At 44.3% G+C, this 25,445-nt stretch carries 19 protein-coding genes and 1 tRNA gene; 4 read left to right on the top strand and 16 right to left on the bottom strand.

From position 1 onward, the window contains the following. Positions 1-4 precede the first annotated feature (4 nt). Positions 5-1,408 carry a 3-isopropylmalate dehydratase large subunit gene (gene leuC / locus RGU72_RS04435; RefSeq protein WP_322118569.1) on the bottom strand — a complete coding sequence of 468 codons (1,404 nt, stop codon included), beginning with the start codon at positions 1,406-1,408 and terminating at the stop codon, positions 5-7. Between the two features lie 551 nt (positions 1,409-1,959). Next, positions 1,960-3,039 carry a chorismate synthase gene (gene aroC, locus RGU72_RS04430; protein ID WP_322118568.1) on the bottom strand — a complete coding sequence of 360 codons (1,080 nt, stop codon included), beginning with the start codon at positions 3,037-3,039 and terminating at the stop codon, positions 1,960-1,962. Positions 3,040-3,346: 307 nt separating this feature from the next. Between aroC and RGU72_RS04425 the strand changes: the two genes are divergently transcribed. The 3 genes from RGU72_RS04425 to RGU72_RS04415 all read left to right on the top strand — a co-directional run bounded on the left by RGU72_RS04425 (position 3,347) and on the right by RGU72_RS04415 (position 8,181). After that, positions 3,347-5,587, top strand: coding sequence for an EAL domain-containing protein (locus tag RGU72_RS04425; RefSeq protein ID WP_322118567.1), 2,241 nt, complete (start codon positions 3,347-3,349; stop codon positions 5,585-5,587). A gap of 472 nt (positions 5,588-6,059) precedes the next feature. Further along, entirely contained in the window at positions 6,060-7,397 is a 1,338-nt protein-coding gene (locus RGU72_RS04420; RefSeq protein ID WP_322118566.1) for a sensor histidine kinase, read from the top strand. A 28-nt stretch (positions 7,398-7,425) separates the two neighbouring features. Further along, the gene (locus RGU72_RS04415) at positions 7,426-8,181 is read left to right on the top strand and encodes a LytTR family DNA-binding domain-containing protein (protein WP_322118565.1); all 756 of its coding nucleotides are present in this window, start codon (positions 7,426-7,428) and stop codon (positions 8,179-8,181) included. Positions 8,182-8,341: 160 nt separating this feature from the next. Here the strand turns inward: RGU72_RS04415 and RGU72_RS04410 are convergent, their stop codons facing one another. The 7 genes from RGU72_RS04410 to rpsF form a co-directional block, all read right to left on the bottom strand. Then, the gene (locus RGU72_RS04410) at positions 8,342-9,352 is read right to left on the bottom strand and encodes an inorganic phosphate transporter (RefSeq protein ID WP_322118564.1); all 1,011 of its coding nucleotides are present in this window, start codon (positions 9,350-9,352) and stop codon (positions 8,342-8,344) included. Between the two features lie 141 nt (positions 9,353-9,493). Then, entirely contained in the window at positions 9,494-10,120 is a 627-nt protein-coding gene (locus tag RGU72_RS04405) for a DUF47 domain-containing protein (RefSeq protein WP_322118563.1), read from the bottom strand. Positions 10,121-10,210: 90 nt separating this feature from the next. After that, on the bottom strand, positions 10,211-11,599 hold the full coding sequence (locus tag RGU72_RS04400; protein ID WP_322118562.1) for a replicative DNA helicase: 1,389 nt from the start codon (positions 11,597-11,599) through the stop codon (positions 10,211-10,213). Between the two features lie 263 nt (positions 11,600-11,862). After that, on the bottom strand, positions 11,863-12,315 hold the full coding sequence (rplI, locus tag RGU72_RS04395) for a 50S ribosomal protein L9 (protein WP_322118561.1): 453 nt from the start codon (positions 12,313-12,315) through the stop codon (positions 11,863-11,865). A 27-nt stretch (positions 12,316-12,342) separates the two neighbouring features. After that, positions 12,343-12,627, bottom strand: a complete 285-nt coding sequence (rpsR, locus tag RGU72_RS04390; RefSeq protein ID WP_322118560.1) for a 30S ribosomal protein S18 — start codon at positions 12,625-12,627, stop codon at positions 12,343-12,345. A 9-nt stretch (positions 12,628-12,636) separates the two neighbouring features. Next, complete coding sequence (gene priB, locus RGU72_RS04385) at positions 12,637-12,936, bottom strand: primosomal replication protein N (protein WP_322118559.1); 300 nt, start codon at positions 12,934-12,936, stop codon at positions 12,637-12,639. Positions 12,937-12,966: 30 nt separating this feature from the next. Next, the gene (gene rpsF / locus RGU72_RS04380; protein WP_322118558.1) at positions 12,967-13,335 is read right to left on the bottom strand and encodes a 30S ribosomal protein S6; all 369 of its coding nucleotides are present in this window, start codon (positions 13,333-13,335) and stop codon (positions 12,967-12,969) included. 265 nt (positions 13,336-13,600) lie between these two features. Between rpsF and lexA the strand changes: the two genes are divergently transcribed. After that, a complete protein-coding gene (gene lexA, locus RGU72_RS04375) occupies positions 13,601-14,275 on the top strand; it encodes a transcriptional repressor LexA (RefSeq protein ID WP_322118557.1) in 675 nt (224 codons plus the stop codon). 391 nt (positions 14,276-14,666) lie between these two features. On the opposite strand, the gene lon is transcribed toward lexA, so the two are convergent. From lon to RGU72_RS04340, 7 genes are all read right to left on the bottom strand, one after another. After that, positions 14,667-17,081 (bottom strand): endopeptidase La, encoded by a 2,415-nt coding sequence (gene lon / locus RGU72_RS04370; RefSeq protein WP_322118556.1) that lies wholly within the window; start codon positions 17,079-17,081, stop codon positions 14,667-14,669. A gap of 208 nt (positions 17,082-17,289) precedes the next feature. Next, the gene (clpX, locus tag RGU72_RS04365) at positions 17,290-18,561 is read right to left on the bottom strand and encodes an ATP-dependent Clp protease ATP-binding subunit ClpX (protein WP_322118555.1); all 1,272 of its coding nucleotides are present in this window, start codon (positions 18,559-18,561) and stop codon (positions 17,290-17,292) included. 216 nt (positions 18,562-18,777) lie between these two features. Next, positions 18,778-19,404, bottom strand: coding sequence for an ATP-dependent Clp endopeptidase proteolytic subunit ClpP (clpP, locus tag RGU72_RS04360; protein ID WP_322118554.1), 627 nt, complete (start codon positions 19,402-19,404; stop codon positions 18,778-18,780). Positions 19,405-19,419: 15 nt separating this feature from the next. Then, the gene (tig, locus tag RGU72_RS04355; protein WP_322118553.1) at positions 19,420-20,763 is read right to left on the bottom strand and encodes a trigger factor; all 1,344 of its coding nucleotides are present in this window, start codon (positions 20,761-20,763) and stop codon (positions 19,420-19,422) included. Positions 20,764-20,791: 28 nt separating this feature from the next. Then, positions 20,792-20,878 (bottom strand) — tRNA-Leu (locus tag RGU72_RS04350). 225 nt (positions 20,879-21,103) lie between these two features. After that, a complete protein-coding gene (locus RGU72_RS04345) occupies positions 21,104-24,196 on the bottom strand; it encodes an efflux RND transporter permease subunit (protein WP_322118552.1) in 3,093 nt (1,030 codons plus the stop codon). Further along, on the bottom strand, positions 24,193-25,398 hold the full coding sequence (locus tag RGU72_RS04340) for an efflux RND transporter periplasmic adaptor subunit (RefSeq protein WP_322118551.1): 1,206 nt from the start codon (positions 25,396-25,398) through the stop codon (positions 24,193-24,195). The genes RGU72_RS04345 and RGU72_RS04340 overlap by 4 nt, the downstream gene beginning before the upstream one ends. Positions 25,399-25,445 lie beyond the last annotated feature (47 nt).

The following is a 25,445-nucleotide window of genomic DNA, read 5'->3' as shown; positions in this document are numbered from 1 at the left end:
AAAATTAGCGCAAAGCGCGGACATCAACAAAATGACCTGCAATACCGGCGGCTGCCGCCATTGCAGGAGAGACCAAATGAGTACGACCACCCTGCCCCTGGCGACCTTCAAAATTACGATTCGATGTCGAAGCACAACGTTCACCCGGCTCCAAACGATCCGCATTCATTGCGAGACACATCGAGCATCCCGGCTCACGCCACTCAAAACCAGCATCACGGAAAATCTTATCCAAGCCTTCCCGTTCTGCCTGATCCTTGACCAAGCCAGAGCCTGGAACAACCATCGCCAACTTTACATTGGATGCACGGAATTTTCCACGCACTATAGCGGCAGCGGCACGTAAATCTTCAATGCGAGAGTTAGTGCAAGAGCCAATAAATACTTTGTCGATACGGATATCTTCAATCGCGGTGTTTGGCTTCAAGGCCATGTAAATCAGCGCTTTTTCCATCGCATCGCGTTTTACAGCGTCTTTTTCCTGATCTGGATCTGGGACGCGACCATCGACAGCGACAACCATTTCTGGAGAAGTTCCCCAAGTGACTTGTGGCTTAATCTCTGCCGCATTTAAGGTAACGACCATGTCAAACTTTGCACCAGCATCGGTATGCAGAGTACGCCAGTATTCAACTGCACGATCCCAATGCGGACCTGCAGGAGAAAACGGACGACCTTTGACATAATCAATCGTGGTTTGATCAACGGCAATCATGCCAGCGCGGGCGCCAGCTTCAATCGCCATATTACAGACGGTCATGCGACCTTCCATCGACAAACTACGGATTGTTGAGCCAGCAAACTCAATCGCATAACCAGTACCTCCGGCCGTACCAATTTTGCCAATGATGGCGAGGACAATATCTTTTGCGGTCACGCCAGCCGGCATCGCACCATCGACTTGCACCAGCATGGCTTTGGATTTTTTAGCAATGAGTGTTTGTGTGGCTAACACATGCTCAACTTCTGAGGTGCCAATGCCGTGCGCCAGGCAAGCAAATGCGCCGTGGGTCGATGTATGAGAATCACCACACACCACCGTCATACCTGGCAAAGTCGCACCTTGCTCTGGACCGATCACATGCACGATCCCTTGACGCTTGTCATTCATACCAAAATACGTCAAGCCGTATTGCTTTGCGTTGGCATCCAGCGTTTCTACTTGCAGGCGAGAAGTCGGGTCATCAATGCCATTGATGCGGTTAGTGGTTGGCACGTTGTGATCCGCGACTACCAGATTCGCGGACAATCGCCAAGGCTGGCGCCCAGCGATTTTTAGCCCTTCAAAAGCTTGCGGGCTGGTGACTTCGTGAAGTAAATGGCGGTCAATATACAAAATTGCGGTGCCATCATCGTCCTCATTGACGATATGGGATTCCCAAAGTTTGTCGTAAAGCGTTTTAAGCATGATGTTGAAACCTGATATGAGATACGTGAGCCTGCAACGCGCGTAAGAAGCCGGATAATCCTTTTGGGATTAGCGCAAATCAAAGGAGCAGGGAAATACGAAGTTTCGTGCGGTCTGGCCAGATCAACGACACAACAATTGACAGGAAACCGGTGCAATATGCACTACTCAGGTGATTTGCAGTCGACTCAGGTGAAATCGGAGAGACTCTTATGCAAGATTTGCTTCAGATTATGCCACAATTGTGCAACGCAGAACCATACTGCGCATCAATTTAAGGCATACGTTTTTCCATAGAAAAATAGAAAATATTAAATTAAAGCCAAACTTTCACCGGATAATCGGAGAGAAATAAAGAAATTTCCATTTTTTATTCTGTTGAGCTGATTCGTGAAAATCTAACTGCATCACCACAAAACATCTACAGAATATTTTCAATACTCCTACCCAGTAAAATTAATTGTCCATAGATTATCTGGTCAATAACCATCGTTAGTGGCTATACTCCCCATAAAACTGTAGAGTCGTATCAAATCACATCATAGCAATATTTATGAATGCCTAACATCAGCGCATTGTGCACGATGCCTTAAAGCATGATCCATCAATACCAGCGCCAGCATCGCCTCAGCAATCGGTGTGGCACGGATACCAACACAGGGATCATGCCGGCCAAAAGTTTCCACCATCACTGGGTTGCCGTCCTTATCAATCGAACGACGTGGTGTACGAATAGACGATGTGGGCTTAATCGCAATCGAAACCGTAATATCTTGCCCGGTTGAAATCCCCCCTAAAACACCACCAGCGTTATTACCGACAAACCCCTCAGGCGTCAGTTCGTCGCCATGCTCGGAACCACGCTGGGCAACGCACTTAAAACCAGCACCAATCTCTACGCCCTTAACTGCATTAATCCCCATCATAGCGTAAGCGATTTCTGCGTCCAATTTATCGTAAATTGGCTCTCCCAAACCAACCGGGACGCCGCTCGCTACCACATCAATCCGCGCACCGATCGAATCACCGTCTTTACGTAAGGCGTCCATGTAATCCTCTAGCTGTGTAATTAAAGCCGGATTATTGTTGGGCGCAAAGAAAGGGTTATCAGACACATGCGCCCACGATTCAAACGGGATCACGATATCGCCCAATTGACTCATTCCACCTTTAAAGGTCGTACCATACTGTTGAAAAAGCCACTTTTTGGCAATAGCTGCGGCACCGACCACGGGAGCAGTCAAGCGTGCAGAAGAACGACCGCCGCCGCGTGGATCGCGGATGCCGTATTTATTCCAGTAGGTAAAGTCGGCGTGTCCGGGGCGAAAAGTCTCGGTAATGTTGCCGTAATCCTTGCTGCGCTGGTCTTGGTTGCGGATCAATAGACCAATCGGTGTACCTGTCGTTTTACCTTGATACACACCAGACAAAATTTCTACCGTATCTGGCTCCTGCCGTTGCGTGACATGGCGCGATGTGCCCGGTTTGCGACGATCTAATTCAGGCTGTATATCCAGCTCTGACAACTCAAGCCCCGGAGGGCAACCATCAATTACACAACCGATTGCAGGGCCATGTGACTCACCAAAAGTCGTCACAGTGAACAGTGTTCCAAATGTATTACCAGACATAATATTTGCAGGATTTGTTTCGAAATTGCCTTGATTTTAACAGCGATGACGGCGTAAGAGTCGCTTTCGGGTAAGGCATTCGCGAGGAAAAGTACGTAAATCTCGACACAAAATTTGGTTTTATGAATTTTGTCCACATAAGTCGAGAAATATTTGTACGTCTTGTTTTATACTGACTCAATACAACAAATCCGACTTGGCTGTTTGATCATTTAATGCGATAGTTCACGTAAAGTTACAATCAAAGAAAGTAATACACGTAGCAATATATAAATCCTTTCTTGGAGTCGCACCTCAGATGAATGCAATGATCCACTCTTCCGAAGATGATCTGGTTTTTCTGGATGAACCAGAGGCTAGTGATGCTTCGGCAGTGAGCAAGCTTCACCCAACATGGCGCATTATGATCATCGATGATGATCCTGATGTCCATTCAGCGACGACATTTGCGCTCGGCAGCCTGGAGATTCAGCACCGGCCGCTTAGTTTCTTACATGCATACTCGGCTGCAGAGGCACGTGACATTCTCCAGAGCGAAACTGATATAGCGATTATTCTGCTTGATGTCGTAATGGAACAAGAAGACGCCGGCCTGCAACTCGTTAGTCATATCAGAAAAACCTTAGGCTTATCCGACGTGCGGATTATCTTACGCACCGGACAACCTGGTTACGCACCTGAGATTGATGCGATCCGCGACTACGACATCAATGATTACAAAACCAAATCAGAGCTGACACGCACCAAGCTATACACTGCCGTTACATCAGCAATTCGTTCCTATGAACAAATCTGTGCCATCAGTTCCAGCCGCCGAGGATTAGAACTCATCATTAATGCCAGTACGGAGTTAATGGCGTTGCAGGGCTTACAAAATTTCGCGCTTGGGGTTTTAACACAAATATCTGGTTTGCTAGGTGGACATCCTGAGGGCTTTGTTTGCGCTCAACAGGGTGGAAATCCTGAAAATGAATTACTCGTTATTGCAACAACCTTTTCTTTTAACGAATGGATTGATCGCCCCTTAGGTGACGTCGCCCAAGAAAGTGTGCATGCCATTGTGCAGCGTTCTATGCAAGGACGTAGCAATCTGTATGAACCTGAATCGACCACACTTTATTTTAGTAATGTCGCGGATCGGGATCTGACTGTCTACCTGAATAAAGGTCTTGATCTTAATGACATGGATAAACGGCTGCTGGAAGTGTTCTGCAGCAACGTCTCCGTTGGCCTAGATAATGTCATGCTGACCTCGCGCTTGCACAGCTATGCGTTTTACGATCCTCTGACTGGCTTAGCCAATCGCTTAAAGTTATTGCAAACGTTGAATGAAACCTTGCAATCGCCACTCAAAAAACAAAGTGCATTGTCCTTAATTGACATTGACCATTTTGCAGAAACCAATGATGCGCTTGGTCACCAGTTTGGCGACATGTTGCTATGCGCTGTCGCGCAACGGCTGACAAAACATTTTGGTAACGATTGTCAGCTAGCACGCGTAGGCAGCGATACTTTTGCGCTACTAGGTGATGAAGAAATGGTCTGCCCTGATGCGATTTTGGCGCTCTTCCACCCTCCTGTTCAAGTTGACCGCCAAGATGTACAGTTGTCAGCAACAATTGGTTTAGTCGCCCTCGGCGATTACGATGGCGACGGATCAGAGGCACTAAAAGATACTAATATTGCATTAAAACGTGCCAAATCACATCAACGCGGTGGGTTTGTCTATTTCACCAGAGATATGGGAGTAGAAATCCGCGAACGTGTTCGTCTGATGCATGCTTTACGCTCTGCGTTTGAGAGCGAAAAACTATTCTTGGTATTCCAACCGCAAGTCGATATGCGTAATGGTCGGGTAGTTGGCGCGGAAGCTCTGTTACGCTGGAAGACCGATGAAGGTAAATTTATCCCTCCCGATCAATTTATTCCGATTGCCGAATATTCTGGCTTGATCGTTGATATTGGTGAATGGGTTTTGCGTACGGCGTGCCACGAACTCGTCCATCTGCGCAGTCTAGGTTACGAAGATTTCCAAATGGCGATTAACGTATCTCAAGCACAGTTTTCTCACCCGCTGTTTATGCAGTCCTTGCACAATGCATTGGCTGATACCAAAGCGCCGCCAGAGAGAATAGAACTAGAAATCACCGAATCCATGGCGATGAAAGACCCTGAACTGCTGATCAAAACGCTGTATCAAATCAAACAGTTAGGGATCAAAGTATCGATTGACGATTTCGGCACGGGATTCTCATCTCTAAGTCACTTACAAAAACTTGATGTAGACAAACTGAAGATCGATCGCGCCTTCGTCAACGAAATACAAGAAAATTCTGGTGACGGCAGTATCGCCAAGATGGTCGTGCAATTAGGACAAAGTCTGGAGCTTTCTATCATTGCCGAGGGTGTAGAAAGCGAAATGCAAGCACAAACCTTAATGTCGTTTGGCTGTCATTTGGCGCAGGGTTATTACTATGCAAAACCTATGACCAAGCAGGATTTACATCCTTGGTTAGAAAATCAAAAGCAATTAGTAAAAAATACTTAGTTCCGTTTACTAGGTCTGCTGATATCAAATTATTTCAATAGTGGCGCAGTCAGGTGATCATACAGATCACTGATATGTGCCACTTTCTTATTTAATTACTTATTTAATTACTTCATTGATTTTTACCGACCATCATGATCATTTTAAAATGCTGCTCATTACTTTTATTATCTAAATAAAAACTTACATCACTCTTATGATCACGAACAGCAATGAGCTTCATCAACAATCTTCATAGCAGGTAAGACATCATTTTTTCGCTATATCTTGAAAAACATACTGTTGCTCCTGCACACTAAGCTCACTTTTACTGATTCTGTCCCAGTTTATTTGCAGACTGTCGCAAGCCTGTAGCGATCGCTCCAGCATTTCTCTAAAGTCACAACATGCCATATAAAACATTATCTTTGCTACCAAGCTAATCAGCCAATATCAGTTAGTAGAAATAAGATAACTTAGAGAGAAATTCATCATGAACCCGAATACACTTCAAACAAGTAAAGAGTTTGCTACTAGTTTTTTACGCTGGCTCAGCAAGGCTTTTGACAAAACTGCCGCTTGGGTAACGCAATTGTCCTGGTGGAAGTTTTTCTTATTCGCCATCGTCACAATGATCGCGGGTGCGATCCTTCAAGATAATCTTTTTAGTTCTGAAGAGAGTGTTGTCGTCACTAAGAAAAAAGCAGCGAAAAAAGCGAGTAAATCCAAAGCAATTAGCGACGGCGATACCAATATTGAGATTGATGGGACTGGTATCCATATCCGCAAAAACAAAACCGATGGTGATGGCAAACAAATTGAGATCGATGAGAATGGCATTCGCGTTTTAAACGGCAATAGCAGCACACCAACAGAACCTGCTGCGCCGGTCGCACCAGCAGAAAGTGCCGCCTCTGAAGCCTCAGCCGCAGCACCTGCTGCACCTGCAGCACCAATCATCAGTAAAAATGGGCAAGATGATATTCACATCAAGCTACCGCCAGAGGTCGCACAGGAAATCAGCAATGATATTGAAGATGCCGTTGCCGACGCTGCGGATGAAGAGGTAAAGAGTTATCAGAAAAAATCATCCAAATGGTTTATCAACTTTGTGATGTTATTGATTTTTGGCCTGCTTGGTATGAAGGCGTTAATGGGTGGGAAAGTCCGAGCGGAAGAAAAGGCCAAACAAGCCAATGCCTCTGCTGAGCGTGAATCATTGCTGCGTCAGGTTAGCGAGGCACAGATGCAAATGATGCAAGCGCAAGTCGAACCGCACTTCTTATTTAACACGCTGGCATCGGTAGAATATTTGATTGAAACCGACCCGCCTCGCGCAGCAGCGATGCAACGCAGCTTGATCTCTTACTTGCGCGCTGTCTTGCCACAAATGCGCGAAAACGCCGCAACAACCAATTTGGGACGCGAGGCGGATATGGTCAGGTCTTATCTGGATCTATTAAAAATGCGGATGGAAGAACGATTAGAGGTTGACTTCATCATGCCAGAAGGATTGCGCAGCGCCTCTTTCCCGCCGATGATGTTGCAGTCGCTGGTTGAGAATGCGATTAAGCATGGGTTAGAGGTCAAAGCCGAAGGTGGCACGATTCGCTTCCATGCAGAAGTAGCGCACAACAAATTGCGGGTATCGGTATCAGATAACGGATTGGGCTTTGGTGCAATGCCGAGTAACGGCACGGGCTTAGGTTTGCAAAATATTCGTGAGCGTCTGAAACTTATTTACAAAGAAAAAGGGCAAATGATCATTACACCTAATCAACCGACAGGCGTTTGCGTTACTATAGAAATCCCTTATGAGTTAGCCAACTAAACGGAATTGACGAACTATGCCAACCGATATGCCAACCGCCATAATCGCCGACGATGAAAGACTGATGCGCGACCAGTTAAGGTCACGCCTAGAACAAGTCTGGCCAGAATTGCAGATTCTCGATGAAGCCAAAAATGGCGAAGAAGCTGTGCAGTTAGTAGAAACATTACAGCCTGACTTTGCCTTTCTCGATATTCGCATGCCTGCAAAAACAGGCTTAGAAGCCGCTAAAGAAATTGGCAACAAAGCGCATATCGTATTTATCACTGCTTATGATCAATATGCAATAGAGGCGTTTGATCATGGCGCAGTCGATTATGTGCTGAAGCCAGCGGATGTAGAGCGGCTGACGCGCACCGTAGAGCGATTAAAAACGCGACTACATAGCCAAGCCGAGCCTAATGACATGAGCAATATGCTGGCGCAATTAGCCAAGCAGATGGGAATCGGCAAACAGAGTTATTTGCAATGGATACAAGCATCTATTGGTCAAGAATTACGTTTGATCCCGGTCGAAGAAATTTTGTTTTTTCAATCAGACGAAAAATACACCCGGGTACAAACAGCAAGCTACGAGGCATTGATCCGGAAGCCCGTGCGCGATCTGGCGGAAGAGCTGGACCCTGCCCTGTTTTGGCAAATTCATCGGGCAACCCTGGTCAATGCCAAAGCGATTTCTGGCGTAGTGCGCGACATGAGGGGACGGCATCTAGTGCAAGTCAAAGGACTAACAGAGAAGCTGGAAGTCAGTCGTAGCTTTGTGCATCTGTTTAAACAAATGTAAGCGAATAGCGGCGATCAGATCAACAAACGGTACGCAGTTGAAAAAAGCCTGATAAACGTGATGCCTGTCAGGCTTTTTAATATACTACCCCTGTGTATATTTAATCGTCCAGAAGAAATATGGACGATAAGGCATATTTACCAAAAAACAGGGGGAGTATCTATAATATGTGTCGTCCGACCCACCATGCAATCGCGGCGACAAAGGCAGAGGCAGGTATAGTCAAAATCCAGGCCCAGACAATATTACTAGCAACACCCCAACGCACTGCAGACATCTTTTGGGCAGAACCCACGCCCACAATCGCACCAGTAACAGTGTGTGTCGTGGAGACAGGAATGCCCATGGCGGTGGCAAAAAATAAGGTCGCAGCGCCTGCTGTCTCTGCACAAAAACCGCCTACAGGTTTTAACTTTGTAATTTTTTGTCCCATAGTTTTGACAATGCGCCATCCGCCAAACAAAGTCCCCATACCGATCGCGGTATAACAACAGATAATCACCCAGAGCGGTGGCGAAGTATCTGCTTGTGCAGAATAACCGGCAGAGATCAGCAGCATCCAGATGATACCCATGGTTTTTTGAGCGTCGTTACCGCCATGCCCCAGGCTAAACATGGAAGCGGATAAAAGCTGCAAACGACGAAACCATTTATCAACCTTCATCGGCGTCGATTTAACGAACAACCACGACACCAATAACATCATTAAAGAACCGAGAAAAAACCCCAACAGAGGAGACACAACGATAAACACGATCGTCTTGATCAAGCCAGCAGAAATTAATGCACCAGTGCCCGCTTTAGCTACCGCCGCACCAACCATACCACCGATTAATGCATGCGATGAGGACGATGGAATACCAAAATACCAGGTCACAAAATTCCAAAAAATCGCCCCGACTAATGCGCCAAAAATCACATAATGATCAACTACACTGGGATCGATCGTACCTTTACCGATCGTGGTTGCAACAGTCAATGGAAAAACTACAATGGCGAGCACATTAAAAAATGCCGCCATCGCGACTGCTTGCTGAGGCTTTAATACGCCGGTAGAAACAACGGTAGCAATAGCATTCGCTGCATCATGAAAGCCATTCATAAAATCAAATAACAGAGCTAGCACCACCAGAAATATGATGAGGTATAGGCTCATATGGAAGGTTTGCATGGGAATCACTTCTCTTTTAAGCACTCTCGGAGCTGAGAGTTAATACTAATAAAACGACAGGCAAGTTAAATGCTTAGATACTGCCGATACACATATTTGTAGCATCTAAACTAGCAGAGCAATATCTTGCCAGTTTCATCGTTACGCGTTTTCGACAATAATGCCTTCAATAATATTGGCGACGTCTTCGCAACGATCTGTCACGGTTTCCAGAATCTCGTAAATCGCTTTCAATTTAATCAGATTACGGACATCCGGTTCATCACGGAATAATTTAGACATCGCGGCGCGCATGACGTGATCTGCATCGGATTCTAAGCGATCAATCTCTTCGCAGATCAACAAAATCTCGCGGGAGTTTTTCATGTTATTAAGGAGTCCGACTGCAGCTTTTACCTTTTCAGCGCAAGCTAGACATAGCTCAGCTAACCGTTTGGCCTCTGGCGTAATCTCACGGACGTCATATAAAGAGATTGTTTGTCCGGCATCTTCCAGCAAATCCAAAATATCATCCATGCGGGTAATCAGCTGGTGGATATCGTCACGGTCCAGCGGCGTGATGAAGGTTTTATGCAATAACTCAATCGTGTTGTAGGTGACTGTATCGGCCTGTTTTTCTATACCCTCAATTGCATGTACACGGTGCTCAAGGTCATCAAAATTGGTCATCAAGGCGACCATTTCTTTGGCACCTTTAACGCATAATTCTGCATGCTGGTTAAAGAGCTCAAAAAATTTACCCTCAGTGGGCATCAATCGTCCAAACATATTGTTCTCGCTAGAAGTAAAAATACTGAAATCGCTCCAGATCAAAAAGAAGAATCTGATTAGTCTGGATACTGCTAAATAGTCGTACGACTATTCGTTGTCACCGTAAATAGACAGTGAGCCTGTGTAATTATCGAACTTAGTGTATTCGCCCAAAAAGGTTAAGCGAACACTGCCAATAGGACCATTACGCTGTTTACCGATAATGATCTCGGCAGTACCTTTATCTGGAGAGTCCGGGTTATAAACCTGATCACGGTAGATAAATAGAATGACGTCAGCATCTTGCTCAATCGCGCCAGACTCCCGCAAATCGGACATTACCGGACGTTTATTCGGCCTTTGCTCCAACGAACGATTGAGCTGAGAGAGTGCGATTACTGGGCACTGCAACTCTTTTGCTAAACCTTTTAAGCTGCGGGAAATTTCGGATATTTCTGTCGCACGGTTTTCACCTGCAGTGTTACCTGACATCAGTTGCAAGTAATCGATAATAATCAAACCCAGTTTGCCACATTGACGTGACAAACGACGCGAGCGAGCGCGCAATTCAATTGAACTCAGCGCAGGCGTCTCATCAATATATAACTGCGCGTCGTTCATTTTTTGAATCGCATGGGTCAGGCGCGGCCAATCTTCATCGACCAACCGACCTGTACGCAGTCGGTGTTGGTCCAAGCGACCGACAGAGCCAAGCATACGCATGGCTAATTGAGCGCCACCCATTTCCATCGAAAACACAGCGACTGGCAAACCACTTTCAATTGCGACGTTTTCACCGATATTGATAGAGAACGCCGTTTTACCCATTGATGGGCGACCTGCAACAATGATCAAATCACCAGGTTGCAAACCGGAAGTCATCCGATCCAGATCCGTAAAGCCCGTTGGTACGCCGGTGATGTCGCTCGTGTGATCGCGGTTATACAACTCATCAATTCGCTCAACCACTTGTGTAAGCAAAGGTTGAATAGCAGTGAAGCCTTGAGCGCCACGGGAGCCCTCCTCTGCAATCGCAAAGATTTTAGACTCTGCCTCATCCAGCATTTGCTTTACTTCTTTGCCTTGCGGATTAAAGGCATTACCAGCGATTTCGTCAGATACTGAAATCAATTTGCGCAATACACCCCGGTCACGCACAATTTCGGCATAACGACGAATATTTGCGGCGGAGGGAGTATTTTGTGCTAGCGCATTTAAATACGTCAATCCACCAGCGTCGTCTGCTTTATTCAGGCCAGTCAATGCCTCGTAGACAGTAATAACGTCGGCGGGCTTAGTCGCGTTAATCAGCTTAACAATGGCCTGAAAAATAATCCTATGGTCATATCGATAAAAATCATCCTCGCGGATAAAGTCAGCGATTCTATCCCACGCAGCATTATCTAATAGTAAGCCGCCCAAAACAGATTGCTCGGCTTCGATGGAATGTGGCGGGACGCGAATGGAATCTAATTGCGGATCGGAAGGTGCTTTCATGGCGCGCATTATACCTTTTTATTCAATATCGAAATCAACAGAACATGCCTTAATGAAATACATAACTCTGACCATTTATTACTAAGATAACAGGCACAGCCGCTATTAAAAAATAGTAAATACCATTTATGCTGCAAGCTTTAAAATACCAAATTAATTAAATCAATACCTGACTGCCAAGAGTAATTGATCGCTCAATCTTAACGACGTAAACGTTAAAAAGCCGGGCGAACCCGGCTTTTTTAATGCTATGCAACTAAAACTTAAGCGTGCTCGCCCAAGATAGCAACGGTCACATCAACAACTACGTCTGTGTGCAATGCAACGGCAACAGAGTGATCGCCAACGATCTTCAACGGACCTTGTGGCAAACGAATCTGCGCTTTTTCAACAGCAAAACCTTGCTTGGTCAATGCTTCAGCGATGTCGAAGTTGGTTACGGAACCAAACAAACGACCATCAACACCAGACTTTTGCGAGATTTGCACAGTCAAACCAGACAATTTTTCGCCTTGAGCTTGTGCTGCAGCCAAACGTGCTGCTGCTGCTTTTTCCAACTCTGCGCGTTTTGCTTCGAATTCAGCAATCGCTGAAGTTGTAGCACGGCGAGCCATACGTTGTGGGATCAAGAAGTTACGTGCGTAACCATCTTTAACTTTAACTACATCGCCCAGATTGCCGAGATTAACGACTTTATCAATCAGAATAACTTGCATATTTTTCTCCTAGTACCTTGTCGTCAATTACGCTGTGTGCAAATCAGTGTACGGCAGCAACGCTAAGTAGCGTGCGCGTTTGATCGCTGTGTCGACTTGACGTTGGTACAAAGCTTTAGTACCTGTCAAACGTGCTGGCATGATTTTGCCGTTTTCTTGCACGAAATCTTTCAATGTATCGACGTCTTTGTAGTCAACTTGCGCTACATGTGCGGCTGTAAAGCGGCAGAATTTTTTACGCTTGAACAATGGATTTTGTTGTGGGCGCTTATTTTTCAGTTTGCTTTTGTCAAATTTTTTACCGAATGCCATTTGTGGCTCCTAATCTAGTAAATTTGTCTCGAATTCAGTAATGTGAAATACGAGACTTTTGCTGTTACGGTTCTTGCGCGACAAAAAACCTGTGAATTGCATTACAACACCTAACTCTATTTCCATAAATCGCTTTGAAATTTCTCCTGCGGCTAGCGCATTGATTTCAAAGTCGACTACACGTTGGGCATTTGCTTGCGTTTGCTTAGAGTTATGTATCAGTACCGCAGAAGCTATCGGAATTCCGGCTGGTGTAAAACGCAGCGCCGATTTTTCTACAATGCTGGCAACGACTTTAAGCTGATTCACTGATTTATGTAGCGTCCTCTAACGTGTCAATTATGCTGCTGGCGCTTCTACGCGTTGCGTTTTAGCAGCATCTTCTTTCTGAACAGATTTCATCATTGGAGATGGCGCTGTTTCAGCTTTCTTCATTTTGACTGTGAGGTGGCGCAGAACTGCATCATTGAATTTGAATGCGGTTTCCAACTCAATCAGAGTCTCAGCATCGCACTCAATGTTCATGCAAACATAATGTGCTTTTGCCAGTTTTTGAATCATGTAAGCCAATTGACGACGGCCCCAATCTTCAATACGGTGTACTTGACCACTACGTGCAACAACTGTGGCTTTGTAACGTTCGATCATTGCAGGCACTTGCTCGCTTTGATCCGGATGTACGATAAATACGATTTCATAATGACGCATATATTCTCCTTGTGGACAATTTAGTAGCCCGCCTCGGCGTCAAGACGAGTGCGGGAAGAGGAAAGCCCATAACTATACTGCACTTTGATAATTTACTCAATAGTTTCAATAGCTTATTACATTTACTGCTACCAATTTATGCGTAACACAACCATTGAGAGGACTTAAAAAAATTTTGAGATAAAAAAGATTTTAGGTTTATACTGTACAAAAATACAGGCTGCATATAAACCCAGTCTCACAACTACACGATTGGAATTCGATCATGCTAAAACTCACCGCTCGCCAAGAACAGATTTTAAATTTAATTAAGGACGCGATCCAAAATACTGGATTTCCGCCAACAAGAGCAGAAATTGCGAATGAATTAGGTTTTCGCTCCACCAATGCAGCGGAAGAGCATTTGCAAGCACTAGCACGCAAAGGAGTTATTGAAATTGCTCCGGGTACCTCACGCGGCATACGATTGCTCGATTCCATACTAAGCAGTGGAAGCACCAAGGCTAGGCCTAACTATAGTGCTCAATTAGCGCTACCTCATCCATCACTAATGCAACTTAGTTTGCCGCTAGTTGGCAGAGTAGCAGCAGGATCTCCCATTCTTGCGCAAGAGCATGTGGATACGACCTATCAAGTTGATCCAGCCTTATTTTCAGCTATTCCAGACTATCTGCTCAAAGTGCGTGGTATGTCTATGCGTGATGCCGGTATTTTTGATGGTGATTTGCTCGCAGTAAAAAAATCTAACGAAGCAAAAAATGGACAAATCGTGATTGCCCGTATGGGGGATGATGTTACGGTTAAACGCTATAAAAAATCAGGGGATATGATCGAGCTATTGGCAGAAAATCCTGATTATCCCAATATCAAGATTAATGAACTTGATCAAGACTTTTCACTTGAAGGTTTAGCCGTTGGGCTGCTCAGAACCTGGACTTAAGTTATGTATTACTAGGTATTGGCAATATCAGGAAATTAAAAAAATTCCATCTGTCACGTCCCAACTCAATCAATATACTCCCCACAATCTTTTTGAAAAACATGATTTTACTCAATTGGTGCATAGACAATTAAAATATACTCACCCATAGTATGCAATCACTCCGATTAAATGCATAAAATTTTATGTTTCGAGCCTACTTTCATCGTCTCGACAAAAGTTAAATTATCGGTCAATTTAATTTACTATTTAGACAATGATTTAAAGATTAGATAACCCAGAAAATCAATTATGAATAAAAAATGGCCACTAGGTAACTAGCGGCCATTTTAATTTCTTTAGTTTTTAATCAGAGAAAACTATCTGATTAAAACCAAATTTCGGATCAGGCTCAATGCTTTACAACACCACCAACATCAACGCCACCTTCAACTTTAGTGGCCGTAGCAGCTACTAAAACTTCTTCATCAGTCAAAGCAACTGGCTGACGTTCTAAAGCAATTTCTAAGACTTTATCTATCCAACGCACTGGAATGATTTCTAGCTTATTTTTGACGTTATCAGGAATCTCAGTTAAATCTTTAGCATTCTCTTCAGGAATTAAAACCGTCTTAATTCCGCCTCGATGAGCGGCCAATAATTTCTCTTTTAGACCACCGATAGGCAATACTTCACCACGCAAGGTAATCTCACCAGTCATCGCTACATCTGCACGTACCGGTATCCCGGTAAAAACAGATACCAGAGCTGTCGTCATAGCAATACCAGCGGAAGGACCATCTTTTGGCGTTGCCCCCTCTGGAACGTGAATATGAATATCACTTTTTTCAAACACATCTGGCTTAATACCCAAGCGCTTCGCACGACTGCGAACTACGGTGCGAGCAGCTTCAATCGACTCCTTCATCACATCGCCTAAAGTACCGGTACGTATCACGCCACCTTTACCAGGCATTGCAACTGCTTCAATTGTCAATAAATCGCCGCCGACTTCAGTCCACGCAAGACCAACGACTTGTCCAACCTGGTTATCTTTGACCGCCACACCAAAATCGTAACGACGAACACCCAAAAACTTATCAAGATTTTTTGATGTAATCGTTGCTTTCTTTTCACTCTTTTTAAGTAAGAGCATTTTAACGACTTTGCGACAAATTTTTGATAACTCACGCTCTAAGGAACGTACCCCTGCTTCTCTAGTGTAATAACGAATAATGTCTCGAATAGCACTTTCAGCAACACTGATTTCACCATCCTTCAAACCATTATTTTTAATTTGTTTAGGAAGTAAGTAACGCTGGGCAATGCTAGCTTTTTCGTCTTCGGTATAACCCGACAAACGAATAACCTCCATACGATCCAACAAAGCTGGCGGAATGTTGTATGAATTAGAGGTCGCTACAAACATAACATCTGATAAATCGAAATCAACTTCGATGTAATGATCAGAAAAAGTATGGTTTTGTTCAGGATCTAGCACCTCAAGTAACGCAGAAGACGGGTCGCCACGGAAATCCGCCCCCATTTTATCTACTTCATCCAGTAAAAATAATGGATTACGCACGCCTACTTTCGATAAGCTTTGCAATATCTTACCGGGCATAGAGCCAATATAAGTGCGTCGATGACCGCGGATCTCCGCCTCGTCACGAACACCGCCCAGCGCCATACGTACAAACTTACGATTAGTAGCACGTGCTATAGATTGACCAAGGGAGGTCTTACCCACACCTGGGGGGCCGACCAAACACAATATTGGCGCTTTCAGTTTATCAACGCGCTGTTGTACGGCAAGATATTCCAGAATACGCTCTTTGACCTTATCTAAACCAAAGTGATCATCTTCCAACACTTTTTCAGCGTTAGTTAAATCATTGTTTACCTTGGATTTTTTCTTCCAAGGTAAATTAACGATCGTGTCTATATAGTTGCGAACAACAGTTGCCTCAGCAGACATAGGCGACATCATTTTAAGCTTTTTCAACTCATTCATCGCTTTGTTATGCGCTTCTTTCGGCATCTTTGCGGCTAGAATTTTCTTTTCTAACTCATCGATGTCAGCACCTTCATCACCTTCACCGAGTTCTTTTTGAATCGCTTTTACTTGCTCATTCAAATAGTATTCACGCTGAGATTTTTCCATCTGACGCTTAACACGGCCACGGATACGCTTTTCTACTTGCAGAATGTCAAGCTCACCCTCCAATTGACCAAGCAAATGTTCTAAACGTTTGGCAACGCTAAAAATTTCCAGAATGACTTGCTTTTGCTCTAGCTTCAAAGGCAAATGTGCAGCAATCGTATCGGCTAACCGACCCGCATCATCAATTCCGGAAAGTGATGCCAAAATTTCAGGTGGGATTTTTTTATTCAGTTTTACATATTGATCAAATTGCTGAACGATTGCACGGCGCATTGCCTCTACTTCAGAGTCATCACCCTCTTCCAGCGCAACAGGAGTGAGCTCTGCTGTGAAGTGAGACTCTGTTTCAGTAATCTTGTGGATACGTGCACGCTGCGCACCCTCGACCAGCACCTTAACAGTGCCGTCTGGCAATTTCAACATTTGTAAAATATTGGCAATGCAGCCGATTTCGTAAATATCGTCAGCAGATGGCTCATCTTTTGCTGCAGCTTTTTGTGCCGCCAACATGATGCTCTTGCCCTGCTCCATTGCTGCTTCCAAAGCTTTAATGGACTTTGGACGCCCCACAAATAAAGGAATAACCATGTGTGGAAACACAACCACATCGCGCAGTGGCAATAAAGGCAATTCGGTTTGTTCAGTAATTATAGAAGTTGTCATGGCGCACCTTATTCAAAATTTCTAGTATATAGATTGGCGCACTAGGCTAAATCTCAAGCCCGTCATCCGAAAAACAATAAAAAAAGCCACTCAGAGAGAAACTCCGGGTAGCTTTTCGATTGAAGCTCAATTTTATTGTGTAATTAATTGTACTGCTTATTCCAAATACCGTGGATCAATTATGACATTCACCCACAATTTTAAAGGATTAAGATTTTATACCTGACACCTTCGGTTGCTCGTCGTAAATCAACAAAGGTTTTGCGCCATTGGTAATAGTATTTTCATCAATAACCACTTTAGAAACATTTTGCTCGCTAGGCAAATCATACATAACATCTAGCAACGCGTGCTCAAGAATAGATCTTAAGCCTCGTGCACCTGTTTTACGTGCGATTGCTTTTTTTGCAATTGCTTGCAAAGCTGCTGGCCTGATTTCAAGCTCAGCACCCTCCATTTCAAGCAATTTAGAATATTGCTTGATCAGCGCATTCTTCGGCTCGACCAAGATTTGAATTAATGCCGTCTCATCAAGCTCGTTGAGAGTTGCAATCACAGGCAAACGACCGACAAGCTCAGGGATCAAACCAAAACGAATCAAATCTTGCGGTTCTGCATCTTGCATAACCTGGCTAGCACTCTTCTCTGCCTGACTTTTCACGCTAGCAGAAAATCCTATGCCGCTGCGTTCAGAGCGGTCAGAAATAATCTTAGCCAAACCATCAAATGCACCGCCACAAATAAACATAATATTTGTGGTATCGATCTGAATGAAATCTTGATTAGGGTGTTTGCGCCCTCCCTGCGGTGGCACGGATGCCATCGTACCCTCAATCAATTTCAATAATGCTTGCTGTACGCCTTCTCCAGAAACATCGCGGGTAATTGAAGGATTATCTGACTTACGAGATATTTTATCGATTTCATCAATATAAACGATCCCTTTTTGGGCTCGCTCAACTTCATAGTTGCAGTTTTGAAGCAGCTTTTGAATAATATTTTCAACGTCTTCGCCTACATAGCCAGCCTCAGTCAAAGTTGTCGCATCAGCAATTACAAACGGCACATTGAGCATACGTGCTAAAGTTTGTGCAAGTAAGGTCTTACCTGACCCAGTTGGGCCGACCAAAAGGATATTGCTCTTAGATAGCTCAATACCATCTTTTTTACCAAGATGCTTTAAGCGCTTGTAATGATTATAAACAGCTACAGCAAGAATACGTTTTGCTGTTACTTGACCAATTACATATTGATCAAGCAAAGCTGTAATTTCTAAAGGTGTTGGCAGATCAGTTTTTGCACTGGAAATAGATTCCAAGTTGCTAACTTCGTCACGAATAATATCGTTACACAGATCGATGCATTCATCGCAAATGAAAACAGACGGACCTGCAATTAGTTTTTTAACCTCATGTTGGCTTTTGCCACAAAAAGAACAATATAAAAGCTTTTCGCCAGTGGAGGATTTTTTATCAGGCATAGTACGTATATCTTTAACAGGAATTAAGCAAAAATTAAGCGAGAATAATTTTGATATTAACCGTAAATCCGATATATGTCATTGAAGAAGGACACGAAAATACGAAGATAACAAATCAATATAAAACCCGCTAGCAATTTAATTATAGAGCACAATAAAAAACGTCCGCACTTAATAAGCGCGGACGTCTTCTAATTACTCAATATTTTTAGTATATCAGGCGCGATGCGTTAAGACTTTATCGATTAAACCATACTCCGCTGCAGATTCGGCCGACATAAAGTTGTCACGATCAGTATCTTTCGCAATTTGCTCAACTGTCTGGCCAGTTTTGTCAGCTAGGATTCCATTCAAACGTTCACGCAGGTACAAAATTTCACGCGCCTGTATTTCTATGTCAGAGGCTTGACCTTGAGCACCACCCAAAGGTTGGTGAATCATAATACGAGAATTTGGCAGTGAGAAACGTTTGCCTTTCGCACCAGCAGCCAATAAAAATGCACCCATTGACGCGGCCAAACCTGTACACAAAGTGGATATATCAGGCTTAATAAATTGCATGGTATCATAAATCGCCATACCAGCTGATACAGAGCCACCCGGAGAATTAATGTAAAGCGAAATATCCTTATCAGGATTTTCACTTTCCAAAAACAATAACTGAGCTACGATTAAATTTGCAGCTTGATCATTTACTGGCCCAACTAGAAAGATCACACGCTCTTTTAACAAGCGAGAGTAAATGTCGTAAGCACGTTCGCCGCGACCACTTTGCTCTATAACCATAGGCACCATACCGAGCATGTTGGTATCTAATGCTGAACCACGAATAATGCCTGTCATTGGATTTCCCTTTAGTTATTGCGCGTTGTTACCCATTAATTCATCAAAAGGTAACACCTTGTCAGTGACTTTTGACTTACCTAAGACATAGTTAACGACGTTTTCTTCTAATACAAGGGCTTCAACTTCAGCTAAGCGATTACGGTCACTAAAATAATATTTAACGACCTGCTGAGGATCTTCATAGCTCTGAGCGAAATCTTCGACTTGCGCTTTAATCTGCTCAGCAGTTGCTTGCAAATTATTAGCTTTTACTAACTCAGCCAATATCAATCCTAAACGAACACGGCGTTCCGCTTGCGCCGTAAACAATTCTGGTGGGAATGGAACATCTGCAACATTCATACCGCGCTGAGCCATGTCTTGACGAGTCATCTCTGCCAAGCGTTGACCGTCTTGCTCTACCAAGGATTTTGGCACATCAAATTCTACGGCTTTAACTAAAGCATCCATTACACTATCTTTAGTTTTAGCTTTAACGCGACCTTTAACTTCACGCTCAAGATTTTCTTTGATATCAGCGCGCATTTTGACTAAATCACCATCGTCTACACCTAGACTTTTTGCAAATTCAGCGTCAACATCAGGAAGATGTGCCCACTCTAGTTTTTTCAGAGTGACAGTGAACTCTGCAGTTTTACCAGCTACATCTTTACCGTGATAATCTGATGGAAACGACAATGGGAATGTTTTGCTCTCGCCAGATTTCAAGCCTAACGTAGCAGCTTCAAATTCAGGCAACATACGACCCTCGCCTAGCACAAAAGCAAAATCTTCAGCTTTGCCGCCAGCAAACTCTACACCATCAATTTTACCAACGAAGTCTAAAGTCGCACGATCACCATTTTTTGCCGATAAGTCACCACCGTCTCCATGAGCACCTTGCTCACCTTTGACATGAAAGTGAACGCGTTGCTTGCGTAAAATATCGATAGTTTTATCAATTTCCGCATCGGATACTTCAGCTTTAACTTGTTCTACTTCTGCAGAAGACAAATCACCAACTACAACATCTGGATATATTTCAAACGTTGCGTCGAAGGCTAAACTACCTTCGGCTACGCCTTCACCAGATTTTGGTTCAATGCGTGGATATCCAGCGACGCGCAATTTATTCTCGTTAGCAGCGACATTAAATGCCTGGCCAACTTTATCATTTAAGACTTCATTTTCGACTTGATAACCGTGCTGCGCGGCGACCATTTTCATCGGCACTTTTCCAGGGCGGAAGCCAGGGGCTTTCGCTGTGCGTGCGCGCAATTTCAAACGCTTTTCCACTTCAGATTGCACATCGGCGATCGGAAAAGAAATAGTAAGACGGCGTTCCAATTTATCTAAAGTTTCGACTGCAGTTGCCATGAAAATCGTCCAAATAAAAAAAATTCTGTGGTGCGAGGAGGGGGACTCGAACCCCCACACCATTACTGGCGTCAGGACCTAAACCTGGTGCGTCTACCAATTTCGCCATCCTCGCGGGATGAGAACACTTGCCAAAATTAAAAACTGGCACAAAAGCAAAGGGCGACCCGAAATTCAAGTGTCGCCCAAGACTATTGCATGTGGCATTTCAACTCCAGCCGCGTATTCTACTGGATTTTAATCCGATGTGGCTCTTTTTTAGAGTTTGCTTTGCAATTATTTAGTCAGGCTCACTATATAAACAGTAGCAAGCCCGACTCGCATTCACAATCAGAGCCTATCAAACTGGTCTTTTCACCCTAAACCATGCAGCATATAAAGCAGGTAAAAATAGCAAAGTTAAAGCTGTCGCAATGATCAATCCACCCATGATCGCGACTGCCATTGGCCCCCAAAAAACTGATCGGGACAACGGAATCATCGCTAAAACTGCTGCGGCGGCTGTCAAAATAATTGGACGGAAACGCCTCACAGCCGACTCCACAATCGCGTCCCAAGCGGAAGCGCCTGCTTGAATATCTTGCTCAATCTGATCAATCAAAATAATCGAATTGCGAATAATCATTCCAAACAAGGCAATCACTCCTAGCTGCGCAACAAAGCCGAACGGTCTATGCAATAGTAATAAAGCCATCGCTGCGCCGGCAATACCAAGTGGCCCAGTCAAAAATACCAATAAAGAACGTGAGAAGCTATGCAATTGCAACATCAATAAAGTAAAAATAATGAATATCACTAAAGGTACATTTGCCGATATTGATTCTTGCGCTTTCCCACTATCTGCCGCTGCACCAGCCAATTCAATTTTGTAGCCAGGTAATAACTCAGAGCGAATTTTCTCTAACTTAGGCGAAATCTGGCTGGAAACCGTCGGACCCTGTATGCCATCGACAACGTCACACTGAACCGTAACTGCCCACTCCCGTCCCTCGCGCCAGACTACACCAGGCTCCCAAACCAGATTAATTCTTGCTACTTGAGATAAGGGAACAGACTTACCACTTGCCGTAGGAATATTTGCATCGCCTAACGCATTGATGGTTGATCGCTCATCAACAGGTTGCCGAACCACGATATCAATGAGCTTATTGCCATCCCTAAATTGTCCAACAGTTGAACCTGTCAAAATAGTATTCGCCGCCCGCATTACTGATTGCGAAGTAACACCTAAGGCACGCAATTTATCTTGATCCAAATCGATACGCACAACCTTCACTGACTCATTCCAATTATCATTGACGCCAATAGCATTAGGATTGGCACGCATGACATCTTTAACCCGATCTGCCACCTCACGAACCTTGGCGACTTCTAAACCTGTCACGCGGAACTGCACAGGATAAGGAACAGGTGGACCACTAGGCAACACCTTAACGCGTCCACGTACTTCAGGAAAATCAACTTTAAACACATTGACGATTTTTAAACGTAGCGCGTTTCTAGCCTCAAGATCTTTTGGCAACACAACGATTTGCGCCACATTCGTCTGAGGGAAGATTTGATCTAGCGGCAAATAAAAACGTGGACTGCCAGTACCAACATAGCTGGTCACGCTCTCAACACCTTCTTGTTTTTGAATGAACTGCTCAAACTTTTTAGCCTGTGCCTCGGTCGCCCCGAAGGAACTTCCTTCTGGCAACCACAACTCCACCATCAGTTCAGGGCGACTAGAATCAGGGAAAAATTGCTGCTCAATAAATTTAAAACCGAAAATACCTAAGCCAAAGACACCAAGCGTAATGAGGATGGTAGTTTTTCGCCATTCAACACACCAGGTAACCAGCTTACGGAAACGTGAATAAAATGGTGTGTCAAATAATTCATGATGACCGTCAGCATTAGAGGATGGCTTCACCTTGAGTAGCAAGTAACCAAGGTAAGGAGTAAATAACACCGCCGCCAACCAAGAGATAATCAAAGCTAACGTGTTTACTGAGAACATCGAAAATGTGTATTCCCCCGCGGCAGATTTAGCTAAACCAATCGGCAAAAATCCTGCCGCTGTAATCAAGGTCCCCGTCAACATCGGCATCGCGGTTGACGTGTAAGCAAAAGTCGCGGCATCAAAACGAGAGAAGCCCTCTTCCATTTTGCGCACCATCATCTCAACGGCAATAATGGCGTCGTCGACTAACAGTCCAAGTGCAATAATCAGGGCACCTAGAGAAATTTTATGCAGGTCAATATCAAATATCCGCATAAACAAAAACGTCACTGCCAGCACCAAAGGAATAGTCAAGCCGACGACTAAGCCAGGCCATACATCTAAACGGAATGGTTTAGTATGCAAACCCAAAGCGAGAAAACTCACCGCCAAGACAATAACCACGGCCTCAATTAAAGTATGGACAAACTCGCCAACAGAAGACGCAACCATTTTAGGTTGATCAGAAACGCGTTCAATCTGAATACCAACAGGTAATTTGCTCTTAACCTCGGCTGTCGCTTTTTCGAGATTTTTACCTAGGTCAATAATATTCCCGCCTCGCTCCATGGAAATACCAAGACCAATTACTTCTTTACCGTTGAAGCGCATTTTATCCTGCGGAGGATTTTTATACTCTCGCTTAACTGTCGCAAAATCACCTAAACGAAAAGTGGTTCCATTGGCGCGTAATTGCAGATTTTCTAGATCTTTTACTGTCACTAACGCACCAGAAATCCTGACCTGTAAATTATCTGCTGCGGTCGTTAGAATACCTGTGGCATTAATCGTATTTTGGGAATTAATTTGACTAACAATCGTGTCAAAAGAAACTCCTAACTGAGAAAACTTTTTTTGAGAAAATTCAATATTGATTTTCTCATCTTGCACGCCAAACAACTCAACCTTAGCAACTGTCGGTATGCGCAAAAATTGCTGACGTACAAAGTCCGCATATTCTTTGACCTGCTCATAGGTAAATCCATCGCCAGACAGAGCAAAGATAGATCCGTAGGTATCACCAAATTCATCATTAAAAAATGGACCGAGCACACCAGATGGCAAAGTGCTGCTGATATCTCCAATTTTTTTACGGACTTGATACCAGGATTGTGCGGTCTCTTTTGGTGGAGTCGATTCGCGTAATTGCAAAATGATGAGGGTCTCACCAGGCTTGGAGTAGCTGCGTATTTTGTCTATATACGGCGTCTCTTGTAGTTTCTTCTCAAGTTTATCGGTTACTTGCTCCGCCATCTGCAAAGCAGTTGCACCAGGCCAAACGGCCCTAACCACCATATTACGGAAAGTGAATGGAGGATCTTCATCTTGCCCCAGCCGTCCATAGCTCAAAATGCCGCCTAATAACAGCACCACAATTAAGTAACGGGTTAATGGAATGTGTTCCAGAGCCCACCGCGATAAATTAAAACCTCGGGAGGAATCGCTCATTTAGCCACTCCTGCTACATCGCTAGCTGCTTTAACGGAATCAGTAGTTGGACTGGCACTCGCAAGCTCGCCTCCAAGAATCGATACTTTTTGTCCGACTTTTAATAAATTCACACCAGCTGTCACCACCATTTGTCCTGCTACAACACCCTTGGCAACCAATATATCTTGTCCGGCAGAACCCGCAATGATGACTGGAACTAATTTAACAGCACCACCCTCAACGACCCATACCGAAGTCATATTTTTATCATTAAATAATGCCGTCATCGGCAGACGTATCATTGCATTAGGCGTTTTAGCAGAGAAAGTGACGTAAGCAGTCATGCCTAATCTGACATCTTTAGAATTAGCTGGAAGAGCGACTTTGGCTGTATAAGTGCGAGTCACCGCATCAGCAATTGGCGACAATTCACGTAGCTTCGCCTCTAACACTTCGCCTTGATTCGCCCACAAACGTACCCGGATATCAGAAATTTGGCGTATCGTATTTACTTTATCCTCAGGAATACCTACAACCACATCCATCTCACCGGATTGCGCGACGCGCACTACCGGTGTACCTGCTGCAACGACCTGCCCTACCTCCGCGTCAATCCCGGTAACCACGCCATCTACGTCAGAAATTAGGGTCGTGTAACCAGATTGATTGACCTGATTTTTATATGATGCCTGCGCCTGCTCATAACTCGCTTGAGCCGCTTTATAAGTAGTTTCTTTGGACTCTAATACAGTAGCAGCGACAAAATTCTTTTGTCGCAATTCTTGATAACGCTTGAGTTCTGCTCTGGCCAAATCACGATTGCTCTCCGCCGCCATTAATCCAGCTTTTGCCTGCGTTTGCGCTAACGCCAGGTCTTGCGGATCAAGCTGCATCAATACCTGACCACGTTTTACCAAGTTACCCACATCAACTTTGCGGAGAACGATTTTACCTGCCACTCTAAAACCAAGGCGTGACTCTATCCGTGGGCGCACCTCGCCAGAAAATTCCGTAGCCGAGTCAGCGCTATTTGCACTAGCTTTGACGACTCGTACTGGACGAATATCTTCTACTTTTTCTGCTGGCTTTGAGCATGCAGTTAGCAACAGTACGGTACTCACACCGAGTACAAGAGTATGTTTTGCAATAGATAAACGTATGCCAGATGCTTTGTTTGCATCAGTGAACTCACTGAAATAGTTTTTTTGTACGGTTGGCACGTGGGGTTTCCTTTACTATGCTGGCTGTAAATACCAAGAATATGCGT

This window comes from Undibacterium sp. 5I1 (assembly GCF_034314085.1).
Lineage (GTDB): Bacteria > Pseudomonadota > Gammaproteobacteria > Burkholderiales > Burkholderiaceae_D > Undibacterium.
Note: the sequence above shows the minus strand (reverse complement) of the source record. Positions and strands in the feature narration are given on the sequence as shown.

Excerpts from the sequence above, each read along its gene's own strand:
- RGU72_RS04420 (WP_322118566.1), top strand. The coding sequence starts at position 6,060 with ATGAACCCGAATACACTTCAAACAAGTAAAGAGTTTGCTACTAGTTTT.
- RGU72_RS04415 (WP_322118565.1), top strand. The coding sequence starts at position 7,426 with ATGCCAACCGCCATAATCGCCGACGATGAAAGACTGATGCGCGACCAG.
- RGU72_RS04425 (WP_322118567.1), top strand. The coding sequence starts at position 3,347 with ATGATCCACTCTTCCGAAGATGATCTGGTTTTTCTGGATGAACCAGAG.
- lexA (WP_322118557.1), top strand. The coding sequence starts at position 13,601 with ATGCTAAAACTCACCGCTCGCCAAGAACAGATTTTAAATTTAATTAAG.
- clpX (WP_322118555.1), bottom strand. The coding sequence starts at position 18,561 with ATGCCTGATAAAAAATCCTCCACTGGCGAAAAGCTTTTATATTGTTCT.
- RGU72_RS04345 (WP_322118552.1), bottom strand. The coding sequence starts at position 24,196 with ATGAGCGATTCCTCCCGAGGTTTTAATTTATCGCGGTGGGCTCTGGAA.
- RGU72_RS04410 (WP_322118564.1), bottom strand. The coding sequence starts at position 9,352 with ATGCAAACCTTCCATATGAGCCTATACCTCATCATATTTCTGGTGGTG.
- aroC (WP_322118568.1), bottom strand. The coding sequence starts at position 3,039 with ATGTCTGGTAATACATTTGGAACACTGTTCACTGTGACGACTTTTGGT.
- leuC (WP_322118569.1), bottom strand. The coding sequence starts at position 1,408 with ATGCTTAAAACGCTTTACGACAAACTTTGGGAATCCCATATCGTCAAT.
- RGU72_RS04400 (WP_322118562.1), bottom strand. The coding sequence starts at position 11,599 with ATGAAAGCACCTTCCGATCCGCAATTAGATTCCATTCGCGTCCCGCCA.
- rpsR (WP_322118560.1), bottom strand. The coding sequence starts at position 12,627 with ATGGCATTCGGTAAAAAATTTGACAAAAGCAAACTGAAAAATAAGCGC.
- rplI (WP_322118561.1), bottom strand. The coding sequence starts at position 12,315 with ATGCAAGTTATTCTGATTGATAAAGTCGTTAATCTCGGCAATCTGGGC.
- lon (WP_322118556.1), bottom strand. The coding sequence starts at position 17,081 with ATGACAACTTCTATAATTACTGAACAAACCGAATTGCCTTTATTGCCA.
- clpP (WP_322118554.1), bottom strand. The coding sequence starts at position 19,404 with ATGACAGGCATTATTCGTGGTTCAGCATTAGATACCAACATGCTCGGT.
- RGU72_RS04405 (WP_322118563.1), bottom strand. The coding sequence starts at position 10,120 with ATGTTTGGACGATTGATGCCCACTGAGGGTAAATTTTTTGAGCTCTTT.
- tig (WP_322118553.1), bottom strand. The coding sequence starts at position 20,763 with ATGGCAACTGCAGTCGAAACTTTAGATAAATTGGAACGCCGTCTTACT.
- rpsF (WP_322118558.1), bottom strand. The coding sequence starts at position 13,335 with ATGCGTCATTATGAAATCGTATTTATCGTACATCCGGATCAAAGCGAG.